Genomic DNA, 23,362 nt, shown 5'->3' with positions numbered 1-23,362 from the left:
TATCAAAGGATAAAAAATATTTTTCAGCGGGCTGATAGGTCTTTTCAGATCGTCAAGCCCCTGAATTTTATCTGATAAACATCATGAAGAAAAGCCAAAAAGGGGAGAAAATGTGAGAAACGGTGATAAAAATGGAACTTGAACAATATAAAAGCAGTGCCTTTGAAATTTTTGACAGACTTCTCAGAGCCATGAGAAGCCCTGAGGGCTACGTTCATCCTCAATCCCTTTTGTGCTGTATAGGCTCTCTTGCAGGCTATTCCTGTCAGCAGGACGTGAGAAAGCTTTTCATGACAGAGGGAGTTCAAGAGGAGGACGTTTTCACAGTGTTCACTGATAAGTCGGGCAGAAAGTATTTCTACGGCGATATCATTGACGAAAAGCTTGTGGGCAATAACTACTCAGTGTGGTCTTTTACCGCAGGAGTGCTTCAAAAATATAACGAGCCTTTTACGGACGTTGGGGAAATGCTCCGCTACACTGCGGCAAACGCAGGGGGCGCAAGCTTTGGCAAAATAAGAAATTGTACCACAGGCGAAACTGTCCAAAGCTATATAAAGCTTCTTTGGCAACCGCTTCTGCCTATAGCACAGAAGTCAGCAGGCAGGGGAGAGCTTCACATAGTTTTCGGACTTTGCATACAAAAAGCCATGATGACCTGCAAAAGCGCAGTTTCGCTTTCAGAGTGTGCAAGAATAGTAATGGAAAGCGCTTTGACAGGGGCAAGGGTGGACTTCAAGGACTTGTAAGGTAAACAAAATAAAAAAAATAGGGAGAAACTTAATATGAAAAATAGCAGAAAAAAAGCCGTACTGCTGGCAGTATTGCTGTCAGTGTCACTTTGCGCCTGCGGACCTGTTGAGGAAGCCGCAGACAGCGTTTCAGAAACGAAAGATACTACTACTGCGGAAGCGGTGTCAGATACGCCCGACAGTGTGGAGGAAAGTTCGCAGACGGATGACAGTTCGCAGGTGGAAATAATTCGTGACCCTGAGCTTGTTTGTGACCTTAGCGAAATACCATATACAGCCAAATGCACCGTAGAGGGCAATTTTGGTGCAGAGGCAATGCTTTCTGATTATTATGGTATAAACGCAATGATAAATTCTGACGAGCCGCTCCTTAGTATACCTGTCAAGTATACTGACGCTGATTTCGGGGGTGGGGTCATTCGTTTTGAGTTTAGCGACAAAATAAGCGACGAGCAGAAAGCTAGTGCAGTTATAATGCAGTTTGACGAGGATAGCACGTTCACGAAACTTGAAAGTTTCGTTGACGAAAATGGCATTTCTGCGAATATCACCACGGGTGGCGTTTACATGGTCATAGACAGCTATGTTTATGATATGTTTAACGGAGAGTCGGTGGATATAGACCGTTATGATATTGAAAACGGTTTGACCATAGAACTTTCGGATTTTTCTGCCGCTTTAGAGTTGCCTGAGATAGGTGGATTTTCTGCCGCAAAGTTGGAAAAGCATGAGATAACCACAGATGATTTTGACGGCACGAGAGATGTGAAGATCGTCTATGCAAATCTTATTGACGGCAAAGTGGACGAAAAATATGACGGGTTAAATCTGTCATTGTCTTATTATCAGCGGCTTGACAAGACCACGGTCGATGATATGCTAGATATGTATGCAAAGTCGGCTGATATCAGCTCTGATGATAATGTTTGGCTTGATTATCGGGGACTTGACCTTGGCAATGGCAAGCGTGGCTGTGTTATTGCGGCTCTGGGTGAGGATCAAAGTGTGAACGTTCAGGGCATATATGAGTTTTCTGACAGTGAATATATACAATATAATGTGGTGATACCACTAAAGTATGTTTCAATGGGAGAAGATATTTTCGATTCAGCTATGAGTTTTCGCTATGCAGAATAAACGCATTTATAATGTTGAGGCGGTCTTAGGAGGCTGCTGTTTTAAACGCTTTTTGAAAAGCTTTTTATATTGGTAAAAATTTTGCGGTCGTTACCGCATTGAAAGGATTTGATTTGATTGAAGATCGAAACACAATGTTTACACGAGGGCTATACGCCTAAAAACGGAGAGCCGAGAGTAGTGCCTATCGTACAAAGTACAACCTATGTCTATGACTCATCAAGAGAGATAGCCGAGGTCTTTGACGACCCCACCAAGAGCCTTATCTACTCACGCTTTGAAAACCCTACCACAGACGCAGTTGAGAAGAAGATAGCCGCTCTCGAGGGCGGTGCAGCCGCAATGTGTACATCAAGCGGACAGGCTGCCACACTTTGCTCTATCCTGAACATCTGTCAGGCAGGGGACAGCTTTATAGCTTCCACTTCTATCTATGGCGGCACCATAAACCTTTTCAGCATAACAATGAAAAGACTTGGCATAGAGTGTATCTTTGTTGACCCAGACGCTACAGATGATGAGATACAGGCGGCATTCAAGGATAATACAAAGCTTGTTTTCGGTGAAACTATCGCAAACCCAGCGCTGACAGTTTTCGATATCGAGCGTTTTGCAAATATCGCCCATAAGAATGGTGTTCCTCTTATCGTTGATAATACTTTCGCTACTCCATACCTTTGCAGACCTATCGAGTGGGGCGCAGATATCGTTATCCATTCCACATCAAAGTATATGGACGGCCACGCAGTTCAGGTTGGCGGCGTTATCGTTGACAGCGGCAAGTTCGATTGGACGGGCGGAAAGTTCCCTTGCATGACCGAGCCTGACGAAAGCTATCACGGCACTATCTACACTGAGAAATATTCTTTTGCACCTTACATCGTAAAAGCAAGAATGCAGCTTATGAGAGATTTCGGCTGCTATCCTGCAGCAAATTCCTCGTTCCTGCTCAATCTGGGTCTTGAAACTCTCCCTGTAAGAATGAAGCAATATTGCGAGAATGCGCTCACAGTGGCAAAATTCCTCGAAAGCAATGACAAGGTAGAGTCCGTTGCATATCCTGGACTTGAAAGCGATAAGTACCATAAGCTTGCTGAAAAGTATCTCCCTCTTGGCACAGCAGGCGTTATCTCGTTCGTTATCAAGGGCGGAAGAGATACAGCGGCAAAGTTCATGGACAGCCTTAAGCTTGCTTCCAACGAAGTTCACGTTGCCGATATCCGTACTTGTATCCTTCACCCAGCCTCCGCAACACACAGACAGCTTTCAGACGAACAGCTCGTTGCCGCAGGCATAAACGGCGGAATGATAAGACTTTCCGTAGGTCTTGAAAATGTCGAGGATATCATAGACGATCTGAAGCAGGGCTTTGCGGCTATCTGATAAAATAGAAAAAGGCGGACATTTCTTTGGAAGTGTCCGTCTTTTTTATGATACTAAGGTCATTTGTCGTTTTGCGGGAGCGTAACAATAAAATTTGTACCCTTTCCGTATTGTGATTCTACACGGATATTGCCGTTGCACAGCTCCACGATACGCTTAACAAGGGGCAAACCAAGTCCGTTTCCCTCTGAAGCGTGCGCCCTGTCCCCTTGATAAAAACGCTCGAAAATGTGTGATATGGTCTGCTGATCCATTCCGATGCCACGGTCAGTTATCTCAGCCGTTATCACATCACCCTCTTTGAAAAGCTTTACTCTGATAGAGCTTCCCTCCGGGGAGAATTTTATGGCGTTGCCTATTATGTTCACCCACACCTGCGAAAGCATTTCCGCATTGGTGGTGTATTGTATCTCTTGCATATCAATGTCAAAGCTTATGTCCTTAGCCGTCCATTGCTTTTCCAGAAGAAGTATGCAGTTTCTTATCTGCTCGTCAAGGGAAAAGCTTGTCTTGTCAGTGATGATCTGCTGATTTTCAAGCTTTGAAAGCATAAGAATGTTCGATGAAAGATTGGTCAAACGCCTTGATTCGCTGATGATAATGTCAATGTATTCCTGCTTTTTTTCTTCTGACAGATTTTCTTTTTTTAGCTGTTTTGCAAAGCCCTGGATAGAAACGATAGGCGTTTTGAACTCGTGGGAGAAGCTGTTGATAAAATTCTCCCTGAACATCTCGATGCCCCCAAGCTCCTGCGCCATTTTGTTGTAGCTTTCTATAAGCTCGTCTATCTCGCCGTTAAAGCCTGTTACCTCTAACCTTTGAGAGAAATCTCCCTTTTCTACCCTGTGCATTGCCTTTTTTACCTCACGCACAGGTCTTACTATCTTGCTTGCTACAGCAGCAGAAATGCAAGTGCCGATTATTACAGATACCACAAGTCCTACAATAAGGAAAACAAAAGGCATTTGCAAAGGGGATAGAAAATGCAGGCATCTTTTTATGCCTATCATTATAAATCCCGTAAGAAGCCCTGCCCATATCATTATCATAAATACCGCCGAAACTATGCTGGCATTCATGGTGTAATTTCGCCTGCGCTCTGAGCGAAGAGCAGAGATAAGATGTTTTTTCATGAGCCTATCCTTTCAGCTTGACCGCCTTGTAGCCAAGCCCTCTCACTGTCATTATCTCAAAATCGTGGTTATTCTTCAAATGCTCTCTTATGCGGTTTATGTGTACGTCCACAGTGCGCTCGTCAGTGTCTGAGGTCATATCCCAAAGCTCGTCCATAAGCTGACGGCGGGTGAATATCTTGTCGGGATAGGAAAGAAGCTTGTAAAGAAGCATGAACTCTTTCGGTGGAAGCTCTCTTATGCCTTCAGGGGTCTTGATAGTCAGTGCGTCATAGTCGAGAGTGGTGTCGCCCACAGTTATCTTGTGGTCGCTCACTATCTGCGAACGTCGCAAAAGTGCCTGAATACGCAGAAGCATTTCCTCCTCGTCCACAGGCTTCACCATGTAATCGTCCGTACCTTTTATAAAGCCCTGCTTTTTGTCAAAAGCCGTTTCCTTAGCCGTCACCATTAATATAGGCGTCTGAAACCCAGCCTTGCGGATAGTTTCGCAAAGCTCCAAGCCGTCCATACGAGGCATCATAACGTCCATTATAATAAGGTCAACGTGTTTTTCGTCCATTATTTCGAGAGCCTCTATACCGTCACGAGCCTCGATAGGTGTGTAGCCGTTGTCGCTAAGCACATCACAGGTCAGTTTGCGAGTGTTAGTATCGTCCTCCACCACAAGTATGTGAAACATTTTTACTCCTCCGTTCACTTTGCATTTTTTTATTATATCACCGTTTTATTAACGTGATATTAACGATGTCAAGACACATTTAGTTCAAAATTCCATGTTGATCCTGCACAATTTCAGGGGTATTGTCTTGTGCAAACAAATGATTTATATTTTAATTTGGCAACATTTCTGCAATTGTTGCATTTTTTATGCAACAAAAGTGGTGCTTTTCGGGGATAAGTATAGGGGTATTATCCCAAATTGAATATCCTGCAAGGTAGCAGTGTATGAGGAAACATTTTGTCAACGTGAGTTAGGTGAACACGATGAGAGGTTCTGATCGCACAGAAAAGCACTTCCTGCACCTTGTTTGAAGCTTGAAAACTGAATAAAAATCGTACAAAACCACAAAATTACGGCAACAAATCTGTAGGGGCGAACAGCGCTCGCCCGTCGAAGAAACAAGTCCACGATTACAACCATTGTAGGACAGAACAAAAAACTATCCTATCACGCTTGTAGGGGACGGCGCCCCCGACGTCCCGCCCCCTCGACAGCCTTTGTCCCCCTGCATGGCTTGTGAACAAAATACAAACCTCGCTCCTCCGAGCGGACTGTCGTATTTCTGTGAGCTTGCGAACAGAAATTTCGCCAAGCCCCTACAATTTAGAATTTATGGCAAATTCTGAACATGGAGCGAACGCTGTTCGCCCCTACAGTTATTTGGGCAAGTCCTACCTCCGCAAAATCGCTCCGCTCTTTGCGTATTTACATTGCGCTTAGGGCTAGAAAGGCGGTGCAGATTTAATTCTCCGATATCACTTTTATCTGATATCGGACTTCTATATGCTTTTGATACTACAATCTGCACCTTGTCGGCTTGCGCCGAATGAGGCTCTGCCTCATACTCCGCTAGGGGCTTTGCCCCTAGACCCCACAAGCCCTCTAGCGCCGGGCTTGAGCGTGCGCTTTATCTCTTGCTTCGCTCGGTGCTTTATTTTACTTTATGCTTGCAATTTACTTTGGCTTGCTATGCTCATTCCTCACTCCTCACTTAAATCCCCCCTCCGACAATTTTTACACCCAAAACTGTGTTATGTTTAAACTGAGTTTATAAAACCCTATTATAATATCTTTACAATAACAAAAATAGGAGAAAATATATGCTTAGTTTAAAGGACATAAAAAAAGATTATGTCGTTGGTGATTCCACCGTTTCTGCCCTTAAAGGCGTCAGCATTGATTTTCGTGAGAATGAGTTCGTTTCTATCCTCGGCCCGTCAGGCTGCGGTAAAACCACTCTTTTGAACATTATCGGCGGCCTTGACAGATATACCAGCGGTGACCTTAACATTAACGGCAAATCTACCAAGGATTTCAAGGATTGCGACTGGGATTCCTACAGAAACCATTCCATAGGCTTCGTGTTCCAGAGCTATAACCTTATACCGCACCAGACAGTGCTTTCAAACGTTGAGCTTGCTTTGACCCTCTCAGGTGTTTCAAAGTCAGAAAGACGTGAAAGAGCCGTCAAGGCTCTCGAGCAGGTGGGTCTTGGCGACCAACTCCACAAAAAGCCTAATCAGATGTCAGGCGGTCAGATGCAGAGAGTTGCCATTGCGAGAGCACTTGTGAATGAGCCTGACATTCTGCTTGCAGACGAGCCTACAGGTGCGCTTGATACTGAAACAAGCGTGCAGATAATGGAGCTTTTGAAGAGCATTTCAAAGGACAAGCTTATTATAATGGTAACGCACAATCCTGAGCTTGCAATGAAATATTCTTCAAGAATAATCAAACTTCTTGACGGAAAGGTCATAGACGATTCCGACCCTCTTGACAAGAATGTTGTTGAGCCTATCAAAAAGCCTGAAAAAGAGCCTACTAAGGCTGACAAAAAGGCGGCGAAGAAAGAGCGCAAAAAGCTTAAAACTTCCATGAGCTTCCTTACTGCACTGTCTTTGAGCCGAAACAATCTTATGACAAAAAAGGCAAGAACGCTTCTTACCTCTTTTGCAGGCTCTATTGGTATAATCGGTATCGCACTTATTCTTTCTATCTCAAACGGTGTTCAGCTTTATATAGATCAGGTGCAGTCTGATACCCTTTCAAGCTATCCGCTTCAGATAACAAAGACCACCGCAAGTATAGGCGAGATAATGAACACCATGGCGAAAAACCATGAGGATTCAGCAAACCACGATAAAGACAAGGTCTATTCTCAGAATGCCATGGGCGAGATGATAAACACTCTCATGGAAGAAACAAAGGTCAACAATCTGGAGAAGTTCAAGAAATATCTTGACGATAACAGCGACCTGAAAGACCTTACAAGCGACGTTCAGTACACATACGCCACCACACTTAACGTTTTCACGGAGAGCGACAGCGGTGTAATGCAGGTCAATCCGTCAACGCTTCTTGAAGATATGGGATATATGTCCTCAACTCAGATGGAAGCAATGTCAATGAGTGGCTCAATGGGTGGAATGATGGGCATGGGTACTGACGTATGGAGCGAAATGATAGATAATGAGGAGCTTATCGACAAGCAGTATGACGTTATCGCAGGACGTTTGCCTGAAAAGTATAACGAAGTTGTGCTTGTAGTTGATAAGAACAACGAGATAAACGACTATGTGCTTTATTCTCTCGGACTTCTTGACCCAAGCTCGCTTAACGGCATAGTAAGACGTGCCATGGCAGGAGAGGATATATCCGTTGACAGCGAACAGCACGTTTACACCTATGATGAGCTTCTTGACCTGAAATTCAAGGTCGTTCCTACACCTGATCTCTATAAGAAAAAAGACGGTGTGTGGGAAGATATGACAGGCGATGAGAGCTACATGAAAAAGGCTGTTGCAAACGGCACAGAAATAAGTGTAGTCGGTATCCTGCGACCTGACGAGGACGCTTCCTCTGCTTCCATAAGCGGTGCGATAGGCTATCGTCATGACCTTATGACATATCTTATCGACGAAGTAGATAACAGCGAGATAGTAAAAGAGCAGATAGCAAATCCTGACATAGATGTTTTCACAGGACTTAAGTTCAAAACGGATGAGAATGCGGCAGATACAGACAGCAGTTCAGAAACCGTTTCCGACAGCACAGCCGATACAGAAAGCAAGGCTGACAAAACAGCAGACAGCTCCGACACAGATAAGAAGGCTGGTTTGGTTGCAGGCGACAGCTCTATGGAAATTCCTGAGGGAATGACCGAGGAGCAGTATAAGGCTCTTATGGAGCAGAGCGGTGCTTCCAATACAGGCGAGCTTGCAGATATGGGCATGAATGCCATGGGTTCAATGGATATGTCAGCAATTCAGGGCGGTGATATGTCATCTCTTACCGAAACTCAGAAGAAGTATATAGCTTCACTTTCTGACGAGCAAATGGAGCTTATGAAGCAAATGCTCAAAGAACAGTCCGACACAAATGCGGATCAGCTTGCAAACAGCGGAAAATATTCCACTTCAAACTATGACAACAACATGAAAACTCTTGGTTATTCAGTTGTTGAAGACCCTGACAGCATAAATATCTATCCTGTGGACTTTGCTTCAAAGGAAAAGATAATAGATATTATCGACGATTACAACGACAGTGTCGGCGAAGAGGACAAGATAGAATACACCGATTATGTTGGTCTTATGATGAGTTCTATCACCTCTATCATAAACGCTATCGGCTACGTTCTTATTGCATTTGTTGCAATTTCACTTGTGGTATCATCTATCATGATAGGCATTATAACCTACATCTCAGTTTTGGAAAGAACAAAGGAGATAGGTATTCTGAGAAGTATAGGTGCTTCAAAGAGGGATATATCAAGAGTGTTCAATGCCGAAACAGTTATCGTGGGATTTGTGGCAGGTGCATTGGGAATAATTATCTCATATCTGCTCACAATACCGATAAACATGATAATCGCACATCTTACGGACGTGCCGATAAGAGCTTCAATACCTGTCAGTGCGGCAGTTGTACTCATTGCAATAAGCGTTTGCCTGACGCTTATCGCAGGTCTGTTCCCGTCAAGAGTGGCGGCAAAGAAAGACCCTGTTATCGCACTGAGAACAGAATAGTTTATTTTAGACCCCAAGGAGGTAATCACTATGAAAAAGCTTACAGCAGAAAAAATAGACAACATCATGGGCGCAATGAGTTGTATCGTAACAGGTTTTTGTCTTATGGCTCTCATTATGATGGGACATTGCTGATTCCTGACATTTTCATAACAAATTCCTATATAAGCTCTGCCCGTCATACCATTTTGGTTGGCGGGCAGTAGTTTTCTTGTGAATTGGTGCGGTATGGCTTAGAATATTCTATAAACCGTCACAAATTTTACACAATAATAGGTTATTATATAAGCAAAGAATATGAATTAAGGTAGCAACATACAAGATTTGTATGCAAGCAGATTGCGTACAAAGCCGACAGGCGTTCCTTGTGCGGTGTTGCCTGAATAGGAGGGAATGACTATGGCAAAAATTCTTGTAGTCGATGACGAAATTAAAATAAGAGAGATAATCAAAGAGTATGCCGAGTTTGAGGGATATGAAGTAGCTCAGGCTGAGGACGGTATGCAGGCTGTGGAAATGGTGAAAAATCAGGATTTCGATATCATCATAATGGACGTTATGATGCCGAAGCTTGACGGCTATTCAGCTTGCAAGGAGATAAGAAAAATAAAGCAGATACCTGTTATAATGCTTTCCGCAAGGGGCGAGGAGTATGACAAGCTTTTCGGCTTTGAGATAGGCGTTGACGATTATGTAGTAAAACCGTTCTCGCCAAAGGAGCTTATGGCAAGGATAAGGGCGGTGCTTAACCGCGCGTCAGCTTCTCAGCGCACTGAGGACGTTATAAGATACGAGGGATTAGAGATAAACTTTACAGCCCGTGAGGTAAAGATAGACGGAGAGAAGGTTTCCATGACTCCGAAAGAGTATGACCTGCTTTTCTATCTGGTGAAGAACATGAACATTGCGCTTTCAAGAGAGAAACTTCTTGAAGAGGTATGGGGCTTTGATTTTTACGGTGACGACAGAACTGTGGACACTCACATAAAAATGCTGAGAAACAGCCTTGGAAAATACCGCAATCTTATTGTTACTCTGAGAGGAATGGGATATAAGTTTGAAAAGATCCAGTAAGCTTGCAGAAGTCAAGGAAAAAGTCAGCAATAAGACAGCGGAGATAAAGGCGAAAAGAAGTCTGCGGTCATATGTGTGGATGTATTTTATATTCTTCACGGCTTTTATTCTTATTCTTATTTGGCTTTTTCAGTATTTTTTCTTGGAAAGATATTATCAGTCGGCGAAGATAAGAGATATCACAGACGCTGCAAATCAGATAATCCAAGCATATGGCACTGACGAGCAGGAGGTAACGAACCGCTCGCTGGCTTTTGACAACAGCCTTTGCATTGTTATAACGGACGAAATGGGCAATCCTCTTGTAATGGAAAACAACATGGGAGCATATTCGCATCTTAACAAGGTCATAAACAAGGGCTATGGCATCGGACTTTTCAAGATGATATCTAAGCTAAAGCAGTCGGACGATAACTACATCACGAAAATTGCTCAGAATGAGAATTTCAAGAGCAAGGAGATATTTTACTGCACGTCTATCTACACTGATGATTCGGATAAGCAGGCGTATCTTTTCATTGAAAGCTCAATAGAGCCGATAGATTCCACTGTAAGCATTATAAGAGAACAGCTCATTTATATCACTATCATACTTTTTGAGCTTGCTTTTATTGTAACTATGTATATCTCAAAGCGACTTTCAAAGCCTATCGTTGACATTACGAACACGGCGAAGAAATTCGGTGAAGGGGATTATACGGTGGAGTTCAATGGTCATGGCTATTGTGAGATAGAGGAGCTTTCCACGGTGCTTAACAATGCCAAGGACGAGATACAAAAGGTATCGGAGCTTAGGAAAGACCTTATTGCGAACATATCTCACGACCTGAGAACACCGCTCACTATGGTAAAGGCTTATGCGGAAATGATAAGGGACTTGTCGGGGGATAATCCTGTGAAGAGGCAGGAGCATATCCAAGTCATTATCGACGAGGCTGACAGGCTTTCAAGTCTGGTAAATAATCTGCTGGAGCTTTCAAAGCTGGAGTCGGGCAATGCGGAGCTTAAACTCACGGACTTCTCTATAGTTGACAAGCTCAATGACTGCATGACTCGATATCAGATACTCATAGAGCAAAATGGTTATGATATCAAGTATATTCCAGACGAGGACAGAGTGATAACGGCGGATATCGCAAAGCTGGATCAGGTCATTTACAACTTTATAAACAATGCTATAAACTACACAGGTGACAACAAGGTCATTCGTATCAAGCAGATAAACAAGGCTGATGTGGTTCGTATTGAAGTAACAGACAACGGAAAGGGCATTTCTAAGGAACTTCTGCCAAAGATATTTGACAGATACTACCGTGACGCAAAGGTAAAGCGTGACGTGGTAGGCACAGGACTTGGACTTTCCATTTGTCAGGAGATACTGAAAGCCCACGGCTTTGCATACGGCGTTCAATCGGAGGAGGGCAAAGGCTCGACCTTCTGGTTTGAAGCGAAGATCGCAAAGCAGGAGAGCAAGACTGTTCAGAAAATGGAGAGCAGGCTTTCGCTCAGCGGACTGGAGGAAAAATAGGGTAAAATATAAGAGTGCATTATCTGAGGTGGTAATGCACTCTTTTTTTATATCAGCGTCTGCCATGGTGAAATAACAAAGTTGGGTTTATAAATAATGATCCATGAGCGGCAATAAAAAACCGCCTTACATAAAGTAAAGCGGATCGGGTGCAGGGGCACGCCCCTGAATTTGTAAAAGTGACACACAAATTATCACAGCGGTGACTTTGTGTGTTTACAAAAAACCTTGACGGGAAATGCCCGCCACGGCGAAACAATGGTTGGGTTTTAGATAAAATTGATGGGCGGCAATAAAAAACCGCTCTACATAAAGTAAAGCGGATTGGGTGCAGGGGCACGCCCCTGAATTTGTAAAAGTGACACACAAATTATTACAGCGGTGACTTTGTGTGCTTACAAAAAAGCCTTGACGGGAAATGCCCGCCACGGCGAGTGGCTGGTGGAGGTGAGGAGAATCGAACTCCTGTCCGAAAGCCTATCCCCACGAACTTCTACGAGTGTATTCTGTTATTGCGGAAAACTCCCGTTCCCTTGCACAAAGGCAAACAGACACGCCTGTGTGTTTGGTAGGCTGTGATACATCACAAGGCTACAGCCGTCGCTTTGTAACGTTCACCACTGATCGACGCCTTTACCAAAGCCGTGGTACTCTAAGGCAAGACGAGCGCTGACTTAAGCAGCAGCTAATTCAAAATTATCGTTGTCGTCTAATTTTAAAACGTACGCCGTTTAAAGAGTGTGCGCTCCTCTACTCGCTTATCGTGCTTCAAAACCCCCGTCGAAACCTTTACACCCCCATGTTAGTTTCGCTCTTTCATGGCACGCTCTATGTCACGCTGTGCGGCTTTCTTTGCCATGTCGTCACGCTTGTCATAAAGCTTTTTACCTTTGCAAAGTCCAAGTGCAAGCTTGACTCTGCTGCCTTTGAAATATAGCGACATCGGGATAAGCGTAAGACCCTCCTGCTGTACCTTTCCGAACAGCCTCAGTATCTCACGTTTGTGGAGCAGCAGCTTTCTCTCACGGCGTGGATCACGGTTGAAAATATTGCCGTGTTCATAAGGGGATATGTGCATACCCTTGACCCACATCTCTCCGTCCTCGATAGAACACCAACTGTCTTTCAGATTGACGCCGCCGTTCCTTATAGACTTGACCTCTGTTCCCACAAGCTCGATACCGCACTCTATCTGCTCAAGCACGAAATAATCGTGACGTGCCTTTCGGTTGTCGGCAATCTGCTTTGTGCCTTTTTTGTCTATCGCCATACTGCTCACCTCCCGTGGAATATTATTATAACACCATTTCATGCCTTTGTCAACAGGCAAAGAGTTCAAAAAATTGTACAAATGGTCGTAATGTTTAGATTTTTACGCATCTCTGTGTGTGCTTATGTGCAAATTCGAGTATTGAAATAGCTTTGATGGTGTGATATAATATTAGGTATGAGAAATAGTTAGTTGAAAGATGAGAGAAGATCTGGTATGAAAAATAAGAAAATAGATATGTTAAACGGTCCGCTTGTGGGCAAGATCGTTATTTTTGCACTGCCCCTTGCATTGTCAAGTATTTTACAGCAGCTTTTTAACTCTGCTGACCTTGCGGTGGTGGGCAGATTTGACAGCGACAAAGCCATGGCGGCGGTTGGAAGCAATTCTTCATTGGTGAACCTTATTGTAAGCCTTTTTCTGGGGCTTTCTGTCGGTGCAAACGTTGTGGTGGCCAGGCTTATAGGTCAGGGGAGAAAAGATAAGGCAAACGAGGCTGTACATACGGTGGTGCTTTTGGCGGTCATAAGCGGATTTATCATACTGGGTGTAGGCGAGATACTTGCACCGATACTCCTTGGCATGATGAATGTGCCTGACGATGTTTTAAAGCTTGCAACGCTGTATCTCAGGATATTCTTCTTTGCAATGCCTTTTATAGAGATATATGACTTTGGTTCGGCAGTGCTTAGGAGCAAGGGCGACAGCACCAGACCTCTTTACGCTCTTATCACCGCAGGCGTTATAAATGTTATTCTGAACCTTGTGTTCGTGATCGTGTTCAAAATGGGCGTGGCAGGCGTTGCAACGGCAACTGTTATATCAAACTTTTTCAGTGCCTGCATGATACTTTACTTTCTTACCCACGAGGAGGAAATGCTAAGACTTGATTTCAGAAAGCTCAGGATACGCTGGAAATATCTCCTCGGTATCATAAAGATAGGCTTGCCGGCTGGTTTGCAGAGCATGGTTTTCTCGCTGTCAAACGTTGTGATACAGGCGGCGATAAACAGCTTCGGTTCAGACGGTATCGCTGGAAGCACAGCGGAACAGAATTTTGAGTTCATGGCATATTTTGTGATAAACGCTTTCGCTCAGACTGCGACCACCTTTACAAGTCAGAATTTTGCGGCTCAGGATAAGGAACGCTGTAAAAAGATATACAGGCTTTGCACCTTTATCGGGCTTGCAAGCTGTCTTGGGCTGAGTCTGATATTCCTTATTGGCAGACACCTTTTTATACAGATCTTCTCAACGGACGAGAACGTTATACACTACGCAATGATAAGAATGTGGTCAGTTTGCCTGCTGGAGCTTCTTACGGGCGTTTACGAAATATCGGGCGGCTGTCTTAGGGGAATGGGTCACTCTATGACACCTGCGGTCATAACTGTGCTTGGCACCTGCGTGTTCAGGCTTGTGTGGGTGAACACGATTTATGCGGCTCACAGAAGCTATCTTATGCTCATGATAGTTTACCCTGTTTCCTGGGTGATAACAGGCACTGCGGTAACAGTGGCTTACTTTATCACAAGGCGCAAAGAGTTTGCACAGATAGGTAAACGCAGGGCGGATATTATTTGATAGACAGGCGACAATTCGGATAGACGTGGGAAGGGGCAAACGCTGTTCGCCTCTACAAAAAAAGATAAATCTGCACTCTGAAAGCTTTGGGATTTTCAGAGTGCAGATTTTTTTTGAAAAAAGTCGCAACTGTCCAAAAAAAGTTACCACAAATGGTTTTTAGTGTGATATAATACATATATCAGGAACGAATCAAGGCAATACCGCACAAGGATTGTGCGCAAGATGTGCCGTCAGATTTTTCGTCAGATTGTGCTAAAGCGACGCAGGAATACTAGCGTATTCAAAGCTGGTAAACCAGCTTGAGAGCTTTGGTGCGATATGGCGGAAAATCTGCAAGCAGATTGCGTACAAAGCCGACAGGCGTGCCTTGTGCGGTATTGCCTTATGACTTCTGCACACTCCTTCTAAGTTGTTTAAATTGTGTTTTATTTGTTATCTTATGGTTACTATTGACTCCTTTGTTTTATTTGTTTTTTTCATAATACCCCCTTTACTGTGTTCCTGAGAGCAGAAGTCATTTTTTTACCGCAGTTCTTTTTGAACTGCGGTATCTTTTTTTATGTGTTACATAATCTTATAAAAATAGGCGTCATGCTTTTGATACGAAGCCTTTTCGCAGAAGGGGGATAAGTATTCCGCCAATGGAGTTTCCAAGGGACATTATAATAAGGTAGCCAAAGGCTTTAATGCTCCATAAGTCTGCTATGGTAAAGAAATACATATTAGCGACGCAGTGTTCAAAGCCGCTGAGGATAAAGACCACAACGGGGAGAAATATTGCAAGTATCTGTCCCACAGGGTTTTGGATAGTTTTATAGCCGTCTGCGGCAACGAACATAAGTATTCCGCAGAAAAATGATAGGATAAAAACGCTTGTGATATTATCCCCAAGCTTTATATTGCAAAGCTCTGTGGCTTTGTCGCTTATGGTGGATATGCGTGTTTGGGCAATAAGCAGGGCGGAGAGGACGGCTCCTGCAAAATTGCCGAGCCATATTATGCCAAGCTCACCGAGATAAGAGGGCTTGTTTTCAACTGCGTAGCCGACTTTTCCTGTGAAGAGATTAAAGCTGAAAGACAGTATTACAAACAGTCCAATGCCAAAAAGAAATGCTCCCAGATATTTGTTAGGGCAGGACAGATAGACTGTTCCGCCTATGGCTATTGCCACGCCTGTGAGCAAAGAACGCAGAAATATGTCGATAATTTTCTTCATGTAAATTCTCCTATAACTTTTTTGTGACAAAGCACTGTGTTATTATACTATATTATAATGGCTGTTTCAACAAAAAAGTGGCATTGTTTACACTTATTTTGATTTTTGTTTCCAAGTAAGCCATGGGTAACATGAGTTTTGTGACATATTTCTTGCAATATGGGAGATATGCAATGTGAAGAATAGTCAGAACAGATCCAGCATACTGTCGAGATAAATTTGCTCTCTGACCTTTAGCTGATGTTCGGGTCTTGTCATATAGTAGAGCAGAAATTCAAGTATCAAGGCGCTTCCAAGGTTTCTGCCCTCTATTTTGAAGTTTGAAAAGCCCATGGGGAGATAGGTGTTTTGGATATCCTCTATGCCGATAAAGGCGGGGCTTTCCATGGCTTTTGAAAAGCGGTAGCCCTCTGAGGCATTGGGTGCTTTGCAAACATGGTCGGGACAGTTTTCGCCTAGATTTTTGCGGCTGACGTTTTCATAGCAGTTTTTTCGGTCTGCACAGCCTACATAACAGCACTCGTTGCAAAGAAACTCAACTTTGTTTTTCTGCTCAGTGGTGAGATCGGAGAGTTTATCCAGGGCTTTGTTCAGGCGAAAGTCTGGGACTACATAGGAAAAATCGTCGCGGTCAAGCTCGTTTACAAGCTGAGAAAACTCGGTGAGGACTTTTGTGGTAGAGGACACAAAATAGAGGTTGGGATAATTCTCTTTCAGATATGAAAGAAGCAAGTCGGAGCATATTATCACGCCATTTTGTGGAGGCTGGCTTTGGGAAAACAGCCTACAAAGGTCGTTGCACTTTTTGTCTGAAAGGTGTTCTTCTCTTAGCAGGGAATTGCTGAAGGTCAGCCGTGAGGAGATGTTGTATTCTTTCATAAGGTCGAGGACTTCTCGTGGAGAATGTTCGCCGAAGCCTGCTCGTCCGCCGCCCCATATACAGTCGGCAGGTGCGCCATAGACAGAGCCTATTTCGCACCAGTCATAGAAATAATCTCTATGTTTACGGAATATGGGCAGGAAAGCGGCGTAAAGGTCATAAAACTCGAAAAGCCCCGGCAGGTGGTAGTATGCTTTATTGGTCATGTGGGGTCACCTCTTTTTTTATCATTATAGCATGGTGGGGGTGGGAAGTCAAAGTTATTTTTCCATTACTACTATTTTGTTTGAGATATTGCTCACAGGCTTTATCTTTTTAAGAAGCTTTGGTTTTTTCATTCATATTCATCTTCTTCCTCCTGCGGTGTTATTGAGATAGCTGTGACTAACTCATTCTTTTTTTGATAGCACATTGAGGTGGAAATGTCAATAAAATAGGGGAGAGGTAGGTTTCTCTGACAGAAAAATACCGATACAGGGGGGCTGTATCGGTGGATATATCTGAAGTTAGTTATTGTTATATCAATAATCTCCCAATATCATTAGAATGTCTTTACCGTATTTTAGGCATTTGGCATCACCAAAGCCTTTTATTGATTTTAGTTCTTCTAAAGTTTGAGGATTAGTTTTTATTATCTCTTCAAGCTGAGCATTATTAAAAATGAAATATGGCTTGATTTTTTCCTTAACACTTTGTTTGTAGCGATAGTCTTTTAATGCTTTATATACAGGTGAATTTTCAATGCTGTCAAAATATGTGTTTTGAATTGGCTCTTCCTTTACAGTAACTGTTTTTTCCTCATTGACTTCAAGCTGATATTTGGCAGTATAGTCAGTAGTATTTGGAATGCTGCTTTGCAGAAAGAAATCAGCCAATTCTTTCATTTGCTTATCTGACATATTTTCGTTTCGGCTTTCGTCATTCAGTCTTTTTATATAGCTGTTAAGTCCGTCAACTTTAACTATCTTGGATTTTATATCCTTAGGTGCATACTTCATGTCAATTATGGTTTTTGGATTAGCTAAAACAACTACTGACTTATATGTATCGTCAAAATAATGTTCAAAAATAGCCTTGGTGAGTAAGCCTTTAGTGTTTCGACGCTTTTCTTTTATCATATCCAAATGACGCTGATTTTGAGTTATAGGGCTATATATACCTTCTTTATGATAGCGTTTTCCAAATTGAATGGTTCTAGTGAAATCTCCCTGATTATTAACAGTAATATTTCCATAGAGGTTTTTGCACTCAATTATCAGTATCACTTTTCGTGTGATTACTATATAGTCTATCTGCGTTGTAAGTCCATTTTCTTCAAAGAAAATATCGTGAAGAATATACATAGGCATATGACTGTTTTTCAGCTCAAACATCAATGCCTCTTCACCTTTTATGCCATAGTAAACAAGTTTTTTGTCCTGTTCTATTTGTTCCTTGACACTTTCAGGTGCAAGCTTTGAATAAAAGTCCAGCTGCTCAAGTTGTTTTTTCGCACTGCTGTCCTCTTTTAGTACCACAGGTTCACGAAGTTTATCAAATAATCCCATATAATTTTCCTCCGATAGTTTTTTAGATAGTGTTATTATACCATATTCCGTATGTCATTTCAAGTATTTTACTTTGCAATGTGGTACAATTATTGTAGTACTACACAGATTAAAAGGGCTTGACTTTGAGGGCTGTTGAAATATTGCGGATAATGTGATATACTGTCAATAAACGAAATACCGCAGCAACGATAGGGCGGACAATGTGCTTGTCAGGTTTTCTTCTTTCGCAAGGCTAAGTGAGGCTTATCCTAATTATTTTGCGGATATAGGGGAATTTGTTGGCGTTGTAAAGGGGTACTTGAAGTGAGATACATTACAGAGGTGACGGCAAAATGACATACCATTATTATGGCGACAAAAATGCTGATATTGTTCTTATCCAGCCGGTGGGTGACCATGATCTGTCTGAGATAGAAAATGAGGTGGCAGAGATAAAAAAGCTCACGAGTGTGGATTTTCAGCTTATTGCGGTGAAGGTCGATGATTGGAACGATGAGTTATCGCCTTGGAACGCTCCTGCGGTATTTGGCAATGAGGGCTTCGGCAATGGAGCGGAAGACACTCTGGCGGAGATATTAACGCTTTGCTCGGACAAGAGCAAGAATTATTACATTGGCGGATATTCTCTGGCAGGGCTTTTTGCCTTGTGGGCGGCGTTTCAAACGGAGAAATTTTCAGGTGTTGCGGCGGCTTCTCCGTCGGTGTGGTTTCCTGATTTTGTGGGGTATATGAAAGAGAATAAGATAAAATCCGACGCTGTTTATCTCAGCCTTGGTGACAAGGAAGAAAGGACGAAAAATGCGGTCATGTCAAAGGTGGGCAACTGTATCCGTGAGAGTTATGATTTGCTGACGGGGCAGGGTATCGAATGTGCCCTTGAATGGAACAAGGGCGGGCATTTTAAAGAGCCTGCTTTGCGGACAGCTAAGGGGTTTGCTTGGGTGATGAACGGAAGATAGGGGAATGGCAATGGATAAGAAAAAGACGAGCGTTTTTATAAGTCTTATCTTTCGGAGAACGGAGTTTGGCTGACGGAGAGTGTGCCTGTTAGGTTTCTTGAGAGAGTTTAGGGCTATGGCGAAAAAACAGAACGCAGATGCGGCCAAGAGGATCCTTATCAAGTGGGGACTCAGAGACTTCAGAGGGCGTTTATTTCTTAAACGCAGCGCCGCTGAATTTATCATGCAGACGGCTTACCATGCAGAACTGTATTGATAGCCGCTGAAAGGTAAAATTGGTTTGCCGCTTCAATGTGCATTATCTAGTGCCTTGAAAGCGGCATTTTTTTAGTTCTTTTACGTTCTTACCGCACCAATAGTCAATAAGCCAGATCACTTTTCTGACCTGCTCACAGCTTTTAAATCCCGTATTTTTCTTTTGTCATCGTCTGTAAATTTTGTTTTGAGCAGTTCTTTTAAGCAGATTTCTACAAAAAGTGTTGAAAACCCGCCCTTTATATGGTATAATTGGAATGTTATATTTCGATAACTCTCGTCGATATCTTTAGACGTTGTTTCTTTCGTGTATAAATACAATTTATAATTTCATTTGAGGAGAAGCTAAAATGGTGGACAAGAAAAACATTATTGATGCCTGGATAATGATCGAACATTTATCCGAGGGCGATATTAAAGATAATGACAAAGCTATATTCAAGTTGGAAAGCCCTAAGGAAAATGATTTTTACTCCTATATTCAGAGTAATATCACGAACAACAAAATTTGTAACGATATAAATAATCAAAATAGTGGGATAGTTCTGTATTTTGATGTGTTCGATTTCATTGAGGTTATTGCAATACTTCGTGAAAAATATAATCTTAAGCCTACTAACGAAGAATTAAATACAGGAAAGAAGTTCAGTTTCGCTCTGTACTTTGACCAAAAACTGAACTATATGCAGGATATGATGTTTTTCGCTGAAAGCGCATACATACGTTATTTTAAAAAGATCCCCAATAAAGCTGATTTCAAAATATTTGAAGACGAACTAAAAAAAGAACTTGCTCAGCTTTTTGATGAGTCCTCAGAAGATGCATATAAGTTCAATAAAGCATTTAACAAAGTCCTAAAGAAATTCAAAATATCAACAGATAGCTGTAGGATCCAATTCCTTAAAAATATAGAAAGTGACGCAACAAATCTTCATTCTTTTTTCATTGATGATCTTGAAAATGCTAAAGAAATATCGACCGCTAATCTTAACGTATACCTTTACGGAAACACAAAAAATCGAATAAATCTAGACAGCAATAATACTTCTCCGAATTTTGCCCCTAATGTTTTTGAGGATATACTTCAGCCTAAAAATTATCCATTGGGAAGATTTCCTGGAAACACAAAATTTGCTCTTTCGCTTATGCAACAGGTTGCGGTAAATCTCTCAGCAGGATATGATGACACAACAATAAGAAGCGTGAATGGTCCTCCGGGAACAGGAAAAACCACTTTGCTGAAGGACATTTTTGCAGAACTTATTGTAAAACAGGCTTATGATATCGCAAAACTAAGAGACAAGTCAATTAAGGCATCAAAAGAAACGGCAGATTCTGACAACATATCTATTGGAGTTCTTCCAGAGATCATTACAGAAAACAACATTGTTGTTGCAAGTTCCAATAATGGCGCAGTGCAGAATATCGTAAATGAACTTCCTCTCACTAAGGAACAAATTGACGAAAAGTTTATCGAAGAGCTTAAAGAAGCTAACTATTTTTGCAACATTGCTAATTCAAAAGTATTATCAAAACGGGAAGAAGATGAGAATGGTAAAAAGCATGAGACCATTCTCGTCAAGCCAAATGACGATACAGATAAATTCTGGGGACTGTTTTCTCTTGAGGGCGGAAGATATGCAAATATGAAGCATATAACTGCCAATGTAAAATGTGTTGCAAAATATTTGAATGAAGAATATGTATCGGATAGTGATGTATATGCAGAATTCATTGAGCAGTATGAAAGGGTAAGTAATATCCGAAAAGAAACTCAGAAATTTGCAGAAAAGGTTAGTAAATATCATAAGGAACGTATTAAACTCGATCAATTAAGATCATTATACGATACCAAATTAAAAGACAAAACCGAGCAATTTAATAGTGATTTTGTAGAGGCAAACAGAGCTTTAAAGAAAATAGTTGAAGAGCGCAAGCAGGCGGAGCATCTTCTAAAGGAAAATTCAATCTATTTGGGAAAAACAAGAGAAACTAAAGCCAGCGTAAAAGAATATGTTAATATGCTGCAAAAGCAAAAGCCGGGATTATTTTCAAGCAAAAATAAAAAAAGTGAATACCAGCTTAAAATAAACGAGGCCAATGAAAGGTTTAAAAATGCTTTAGATAAAGAAATTTATTACAACAATGAAGAAGATACTCTTCAAGATCGCATAAAGGATCTAACAGAAAAAGAAGCAAAGTATTCAGCAAAGCTAAATGCCGCACAACAAGATCTTGAAGCATGGAAATTATCCTGCCATGAACAAATATCGCAATTAGAGCAAAGTGTTCAGCAATTCAGTTCTGTGTTAGATCACAATGATGTCATGTCGCTTGATATGGCTCAGGATTATGATAAATTGCATTTGTCAAATCCTTGGTTTAATGAATATTACAGAGAGGGACAATCAAAGCTGTTTATAAAAGCTCTTAAAGTCAGAAAACAGTTTTTATACGAAAACAGAAAAAATGTCATGGCCGCCGCTAAAATATGGGATTCTCAGAACAAGTACATCGAAAGGAAAAATATTATTGAAGCAGCATGGGGGTGGATTAACCTGACTATCCCTGTTATAAGCTCCACCTTTGCAAGCTTTTCTCGAATGTGCAAAAATCTTGGGGTCAACACCATTGGTCATCTTTTTATAGATGAAGCGGGACAGGCTGTTCCGCAAGCAAGCGTAGGAGCAATTTTCAGAAGCCATAATGTTATGGTCGTAGGAGATCCTTCTCAAATAAAGCCCGTACTCACAATGGATTCAAACATTCTGAATATGCTTAGAGAACATTTTGGAGTGACTGAAAAATATTTATCAAATTCCGCATCAACGCAGACATTGACTGACTGTGCAAGCAGATATGGATTTTACAAAGGAGAGGATAGATCTGACAGATCATGGATAGGTATACCATTATGGGTCCATAGAAGATGTTTGGATCCTATGTTTACAATTTCAAATAGAATTTCATATAATGAATTTATGGTTCAAGGTAACCCTGGAAACGGAAAAACTGGTTGGTTTGACGTAAAGGGAAAAGCAAATGACAAGTATGTGAAGGAGCAAGGGGAATTCCTTTTAAAAAAAATCAAGAAAATGATAGAAGAAAACCCTGCCATCATTGACAAAAAAGCAAAAGATATCATATACGTCATATCGCCCTTTACAAATGTTGCGTATATGCTTTCCCAAAAATTAAAGGAAATAGGCTTTACAAGGTTTGACGACCATGGAAAGCCTAAAAACGTGGGAACTATTCACACATTTCAGGGTAAAGAAGCGCCGATAGTTTTTATGGTACTTGGAGCAGATCAACAGAGTGCAGGTGCTGCAAGATGGGCTGTGAGTGAACCAAACATGATGAATGTTGCCGCTACCCGTGCAAAAAAAGAATTTTATATTGTTGGAGATAAAAAATTATATATGAATTGCGGCGGTGATGTGATCACTGAAACCTATGAGGTCATTTCAAAATACAAAAAGCAATATCCAGAACTTATAGATGACGATGTAAATTCCGTAATGGAATATAATAATGACATTACGAGAATAGAAGGAGTCATAGCTGATGTAAAACGCGGTAAAAGAGCAAAATACGCAGAGGTTACGGGATATGATAATAAAACATATACCATTGATGAAAACATTTTTTCTCAGACCATTAATGCTGAAAACATAATAAGTAAGGGAAATCATATTTCTTTTGTTATTAAGTCTCAAGGCCCAAAGCGTACATATATAAAGGATATAATGCTTATTGCTCCATAATTTTAGAGGCATATTCACCTGTTTTTTACTTGTATAAAATATATGCCCGTCAAACAACGCTGATACGCTGTTTGACGGGCTTTTTGCGTGGCGGAACTTCTAAATTTGGGATTATAGCA

At 41.8% G+C, this 23,362-nt stretch carries 16 protein-coding genes and 1 other RNA gene; 10 read left to right on the top strand and 7 right to left on the bottom strand.

What is annotated here, in order from left to right; genetic code table 11:
• Positions 1-131: 131 nt before the first annotated feature.
• The 3 genes from AB5Z01_RS03265 (at position 132) to AB5Z01_RS03255 (ending at position 3,272) form a co-directional block, all read left to right on the top strand.
• Positions 132-749 (top strand): hypothetical protein, encoded by a 618-nt coding sequence (locus AB5Z01_RS03265; RefSeq protein ID WP_287215486.1) that lies wholly within the window; start codon positions 132-134, stop codon positions 747-749.
• A gap of 36 nt (positions 750-785) precedes the next feature.
• The gene (locus AB5Z01_RS03260; protein WP_287215484.1) at positions 786-1,889 is read left to right on the top strand and encodes a hypothetical protein; all 1,104 of its coding nucleotides are present in this window, start codon (positions 786-788) and stop codon (positions 1,887-1,889) included.
• 117 nt (positions 1,890-2,006) lie between these two features.
• On the top strand, positions 2,007-3,272 hold the full coding sequence (locus AB5Z01_RS03255; RefSeq protein ID WP_022288724.1) for an O-acetylhomoserine aminocarboxypropyltransferase/cysteine synthase family protein: 1,266 nt from the start codon (positions 2,007-2,009) through the stop codon (positions 3,270-3,272).
• 59 nt (positions 3,273-3,331) lie between these two features.
• Here AB5Z01_RS03255 and AB5Z01_RS03250 read toward each other — a convergent pair whose 3' ends face one another.
• Both AB5Z01_RS03250 and AB5Z01_RS03245 read right to left on the bottom strand, forming a co-directional pair.
• Positions 3,332-4,405: a HAMP domain-containing sensor histidine kinase gene (locus AB5Z01_RS03250; RefSeq protein WP_256322560.1), complete on the bottom strand. Its 1,074-nt coding sequence runs from the start codon at positions 4,403-4,405 to the stop codon at positions 3,332-3,334.
• A 4-nt stretch (positions 4,406-4,409) separates the two neighbouring features.
• The gene (locus tag AB5Z01_RS03245) at positions 4,410-5,087 is read right to left on the bottom strand and encodes a response regulator transcription factor (protein ID WP_117859183.1); all 678 of its coding nucleotides are present in this window, start codon (positions 5,085-5,087) and stop codon (positions 4,410-4,412) included.
• A gap of 1,142 nt (positions 5,088-6,229) precedes the next feature.
• Here AB5Z01_RS03245 and AB5Z01_RS03240 point away from each other — a divergent pair.
• The 3 genes from AB5Z01_RS03240 (at position 6,230) to AB5Z01_RS03230 (ending at position 11,759) form a co-directional block, all read left to right on the top strand.
• Positions 6,230-9,157, top strand: a complete 2,928-nt coding sequence (locus tag AB5Z01_RS03240; protein ID WP_287216375.1) for an ABC transporter ATP-binding protein/permease — start codon at positions 6,230-6,232, stop codon at positions 9,155-9,157.
• Positions 9,158-9,556: 399 nt separating this feature from the next.
• Positions 9,557-10,231, top strand: coding sequence for a response regulator transcription factor (locus AB5Z01_RS03235; protein WP_022286586.1), 675 nt, complete (start codon positions 9,557-9,559; stop codon positions 10,229-10,231).
• Positions 10,215-11,759 (top strand): cell wall metabolism sensor histidine kinase WalK, encoded by a 1,545-nt coding sequence (locus tag AB5Z01_RS03230; protein ID WP_287216376.1) that lies wholly within the window; start codon positions 10,215-10,217, stop codon positions 11,757-11,759. Before AB5Z01_RS03235 ends, AB5Z01_RS03230 begins: the two co-directional genes overlap by 17 nt.
• A 439-nt stretch (positions 11,760-12,198) precedes the next feature.
• Here AB5Z01_RS03230 and ssrA read toward each other — a convergent pair.
• Together ssrA and smpB are read right to left on the bottom strand one after the other, a co-directional pair.
• Positions 12,199-12,558, bottom strand: a transfer-messenger RNA (tmRNA) gene (ssrA, locus tag AB5Z01_RS03225).
• 3 nt (positions 12,559-12,561) lie between these two features.
• Positions 12,562-13,029 carry an SsrA-binding protein SmpB gene (gene smpB / locus AB5Z01_RS03220; RefSeq protein WP_022286588.1) on the bottom strand — a complete coding sequence of 156 codons (468 nt, stop codon included), beginning with the start codon at positions 13,027-13,029 and terminating at the stop codon, positions 12,562-12,564.
• A gap of 216 nt (positions 13,030-13,245) precedes the next feature.
• Here smpB and AB5Z01_RS03215 point away from each other — a divergent pair, with 216 nt between their 5' ends.
• Positions 13,246-14,613, top strand: a complete 1,368-nt coding sequence (locus AB5Z01_RS03215) for an MATE family efflux transporter (RefSeq protein ID WP_242994561.1) — start codon at positions 13,246-13,248, stop codon at positions 14,611-14,613.
• 592 nt (positions 14,614-15,205) lie between these two features.
• Here AB5Z01_RS03215 and AB5Z01_RS03210 read toward each other — a convergent pair.
• From AB5Z01_RS03210 to AB5Z01_RS03200, 3 genes are all read right to left on the bottom strand, one after another.
• Entirely contained in the window at positions 15,206-15,832 is a 627-nt protein-coding gene (locus AB5Z01_RS03210) for a formate/nitrite transporter family protein (RefSeq protein ID WP_195552161.1), read from the bottom strand.
• 186 nt (positions 15,833-16,018) lie between these two features.
• Positions 16,019-16,918, bottom strand: a complete 900-nt coding sequence (locus AB5Z01_RS03205; protein WP_368365326.1) for a hypothetical protein — start codon at positions 16,916-16,918, stop codon at positions 16,019-16,021.
• Positions 16,919-17,233: 315 nt separating this feature from the next.
• Positions 17,234-18,259 carry an NERD domain-containing protein gene (locus AB5Z01_RS03200; protein WP_117859190.1) on the bottom strand — a complete coding sequence of 342 codons (1,026 nt, stop codon included), beginning with the start codon at positions 18,257-18,259 and terminating at the stop codon, positions 17,234-17,236.
• 335 nt (positions 18,260-18,594) lie between these two features.
• Here AB5Z01_RS03200 and AB5Z01_RS03195 point away from each other — a divergent pair, with 335 nt between their 5' ends.
• From AB5Z01_RS03195 to AB5Z01_RS03185, 3 genes are all read left to right on the top strand, one after another.
• Positions 18,595-19,221, top strand: coding sequence for an esterase (locus AB5Z01_RS03195; RefSeq protein WP_287216417.1), 627 nt, complete (start codon positions 18,595-18,597; stop codon positions 19,219-19,221).
• A gap of 115 nt (positions 19,222-19,336) precedes the next feature.
• Positions 19,337-19,477, top strand: coding sequence for a hypothetical protein (locus AB5Z01_RS03190; RefSeq protein ID WP_368365325.1), 141 nt, complete (start codon positions 19,337-19,339; stop codon positions 19,475-19,477).
• A 349-nt stretch (positions 19,478-19,826) separates the two neighbouring features.
• Entirely contained in the window at positions 19,827-23,243 is a 3,417-nt protein-coding gene (locus AB5Z01_RS03185) for an ATP-binding protein (protein WP_195221046.1), read from the top strand.
• Positions 23,244-23,362: the final 119 nt, after the last annotated feature.

Source organism: Ruminococcus sp. RTP21359st1_H3_RTP21359_211015, from assembly GCF_040909065.1.
In the GTDB taxonomy this organism is placed as follows: domain Bacteria; phylum Bacillota; class Clostridia; order Oscillospirales; family Ruminococcaceae; genus Hominimerdicola; species Hominimerdicola aceti.
This window is presented reverse-complemented; position numbering and strand designations above follow the sequence as displayed.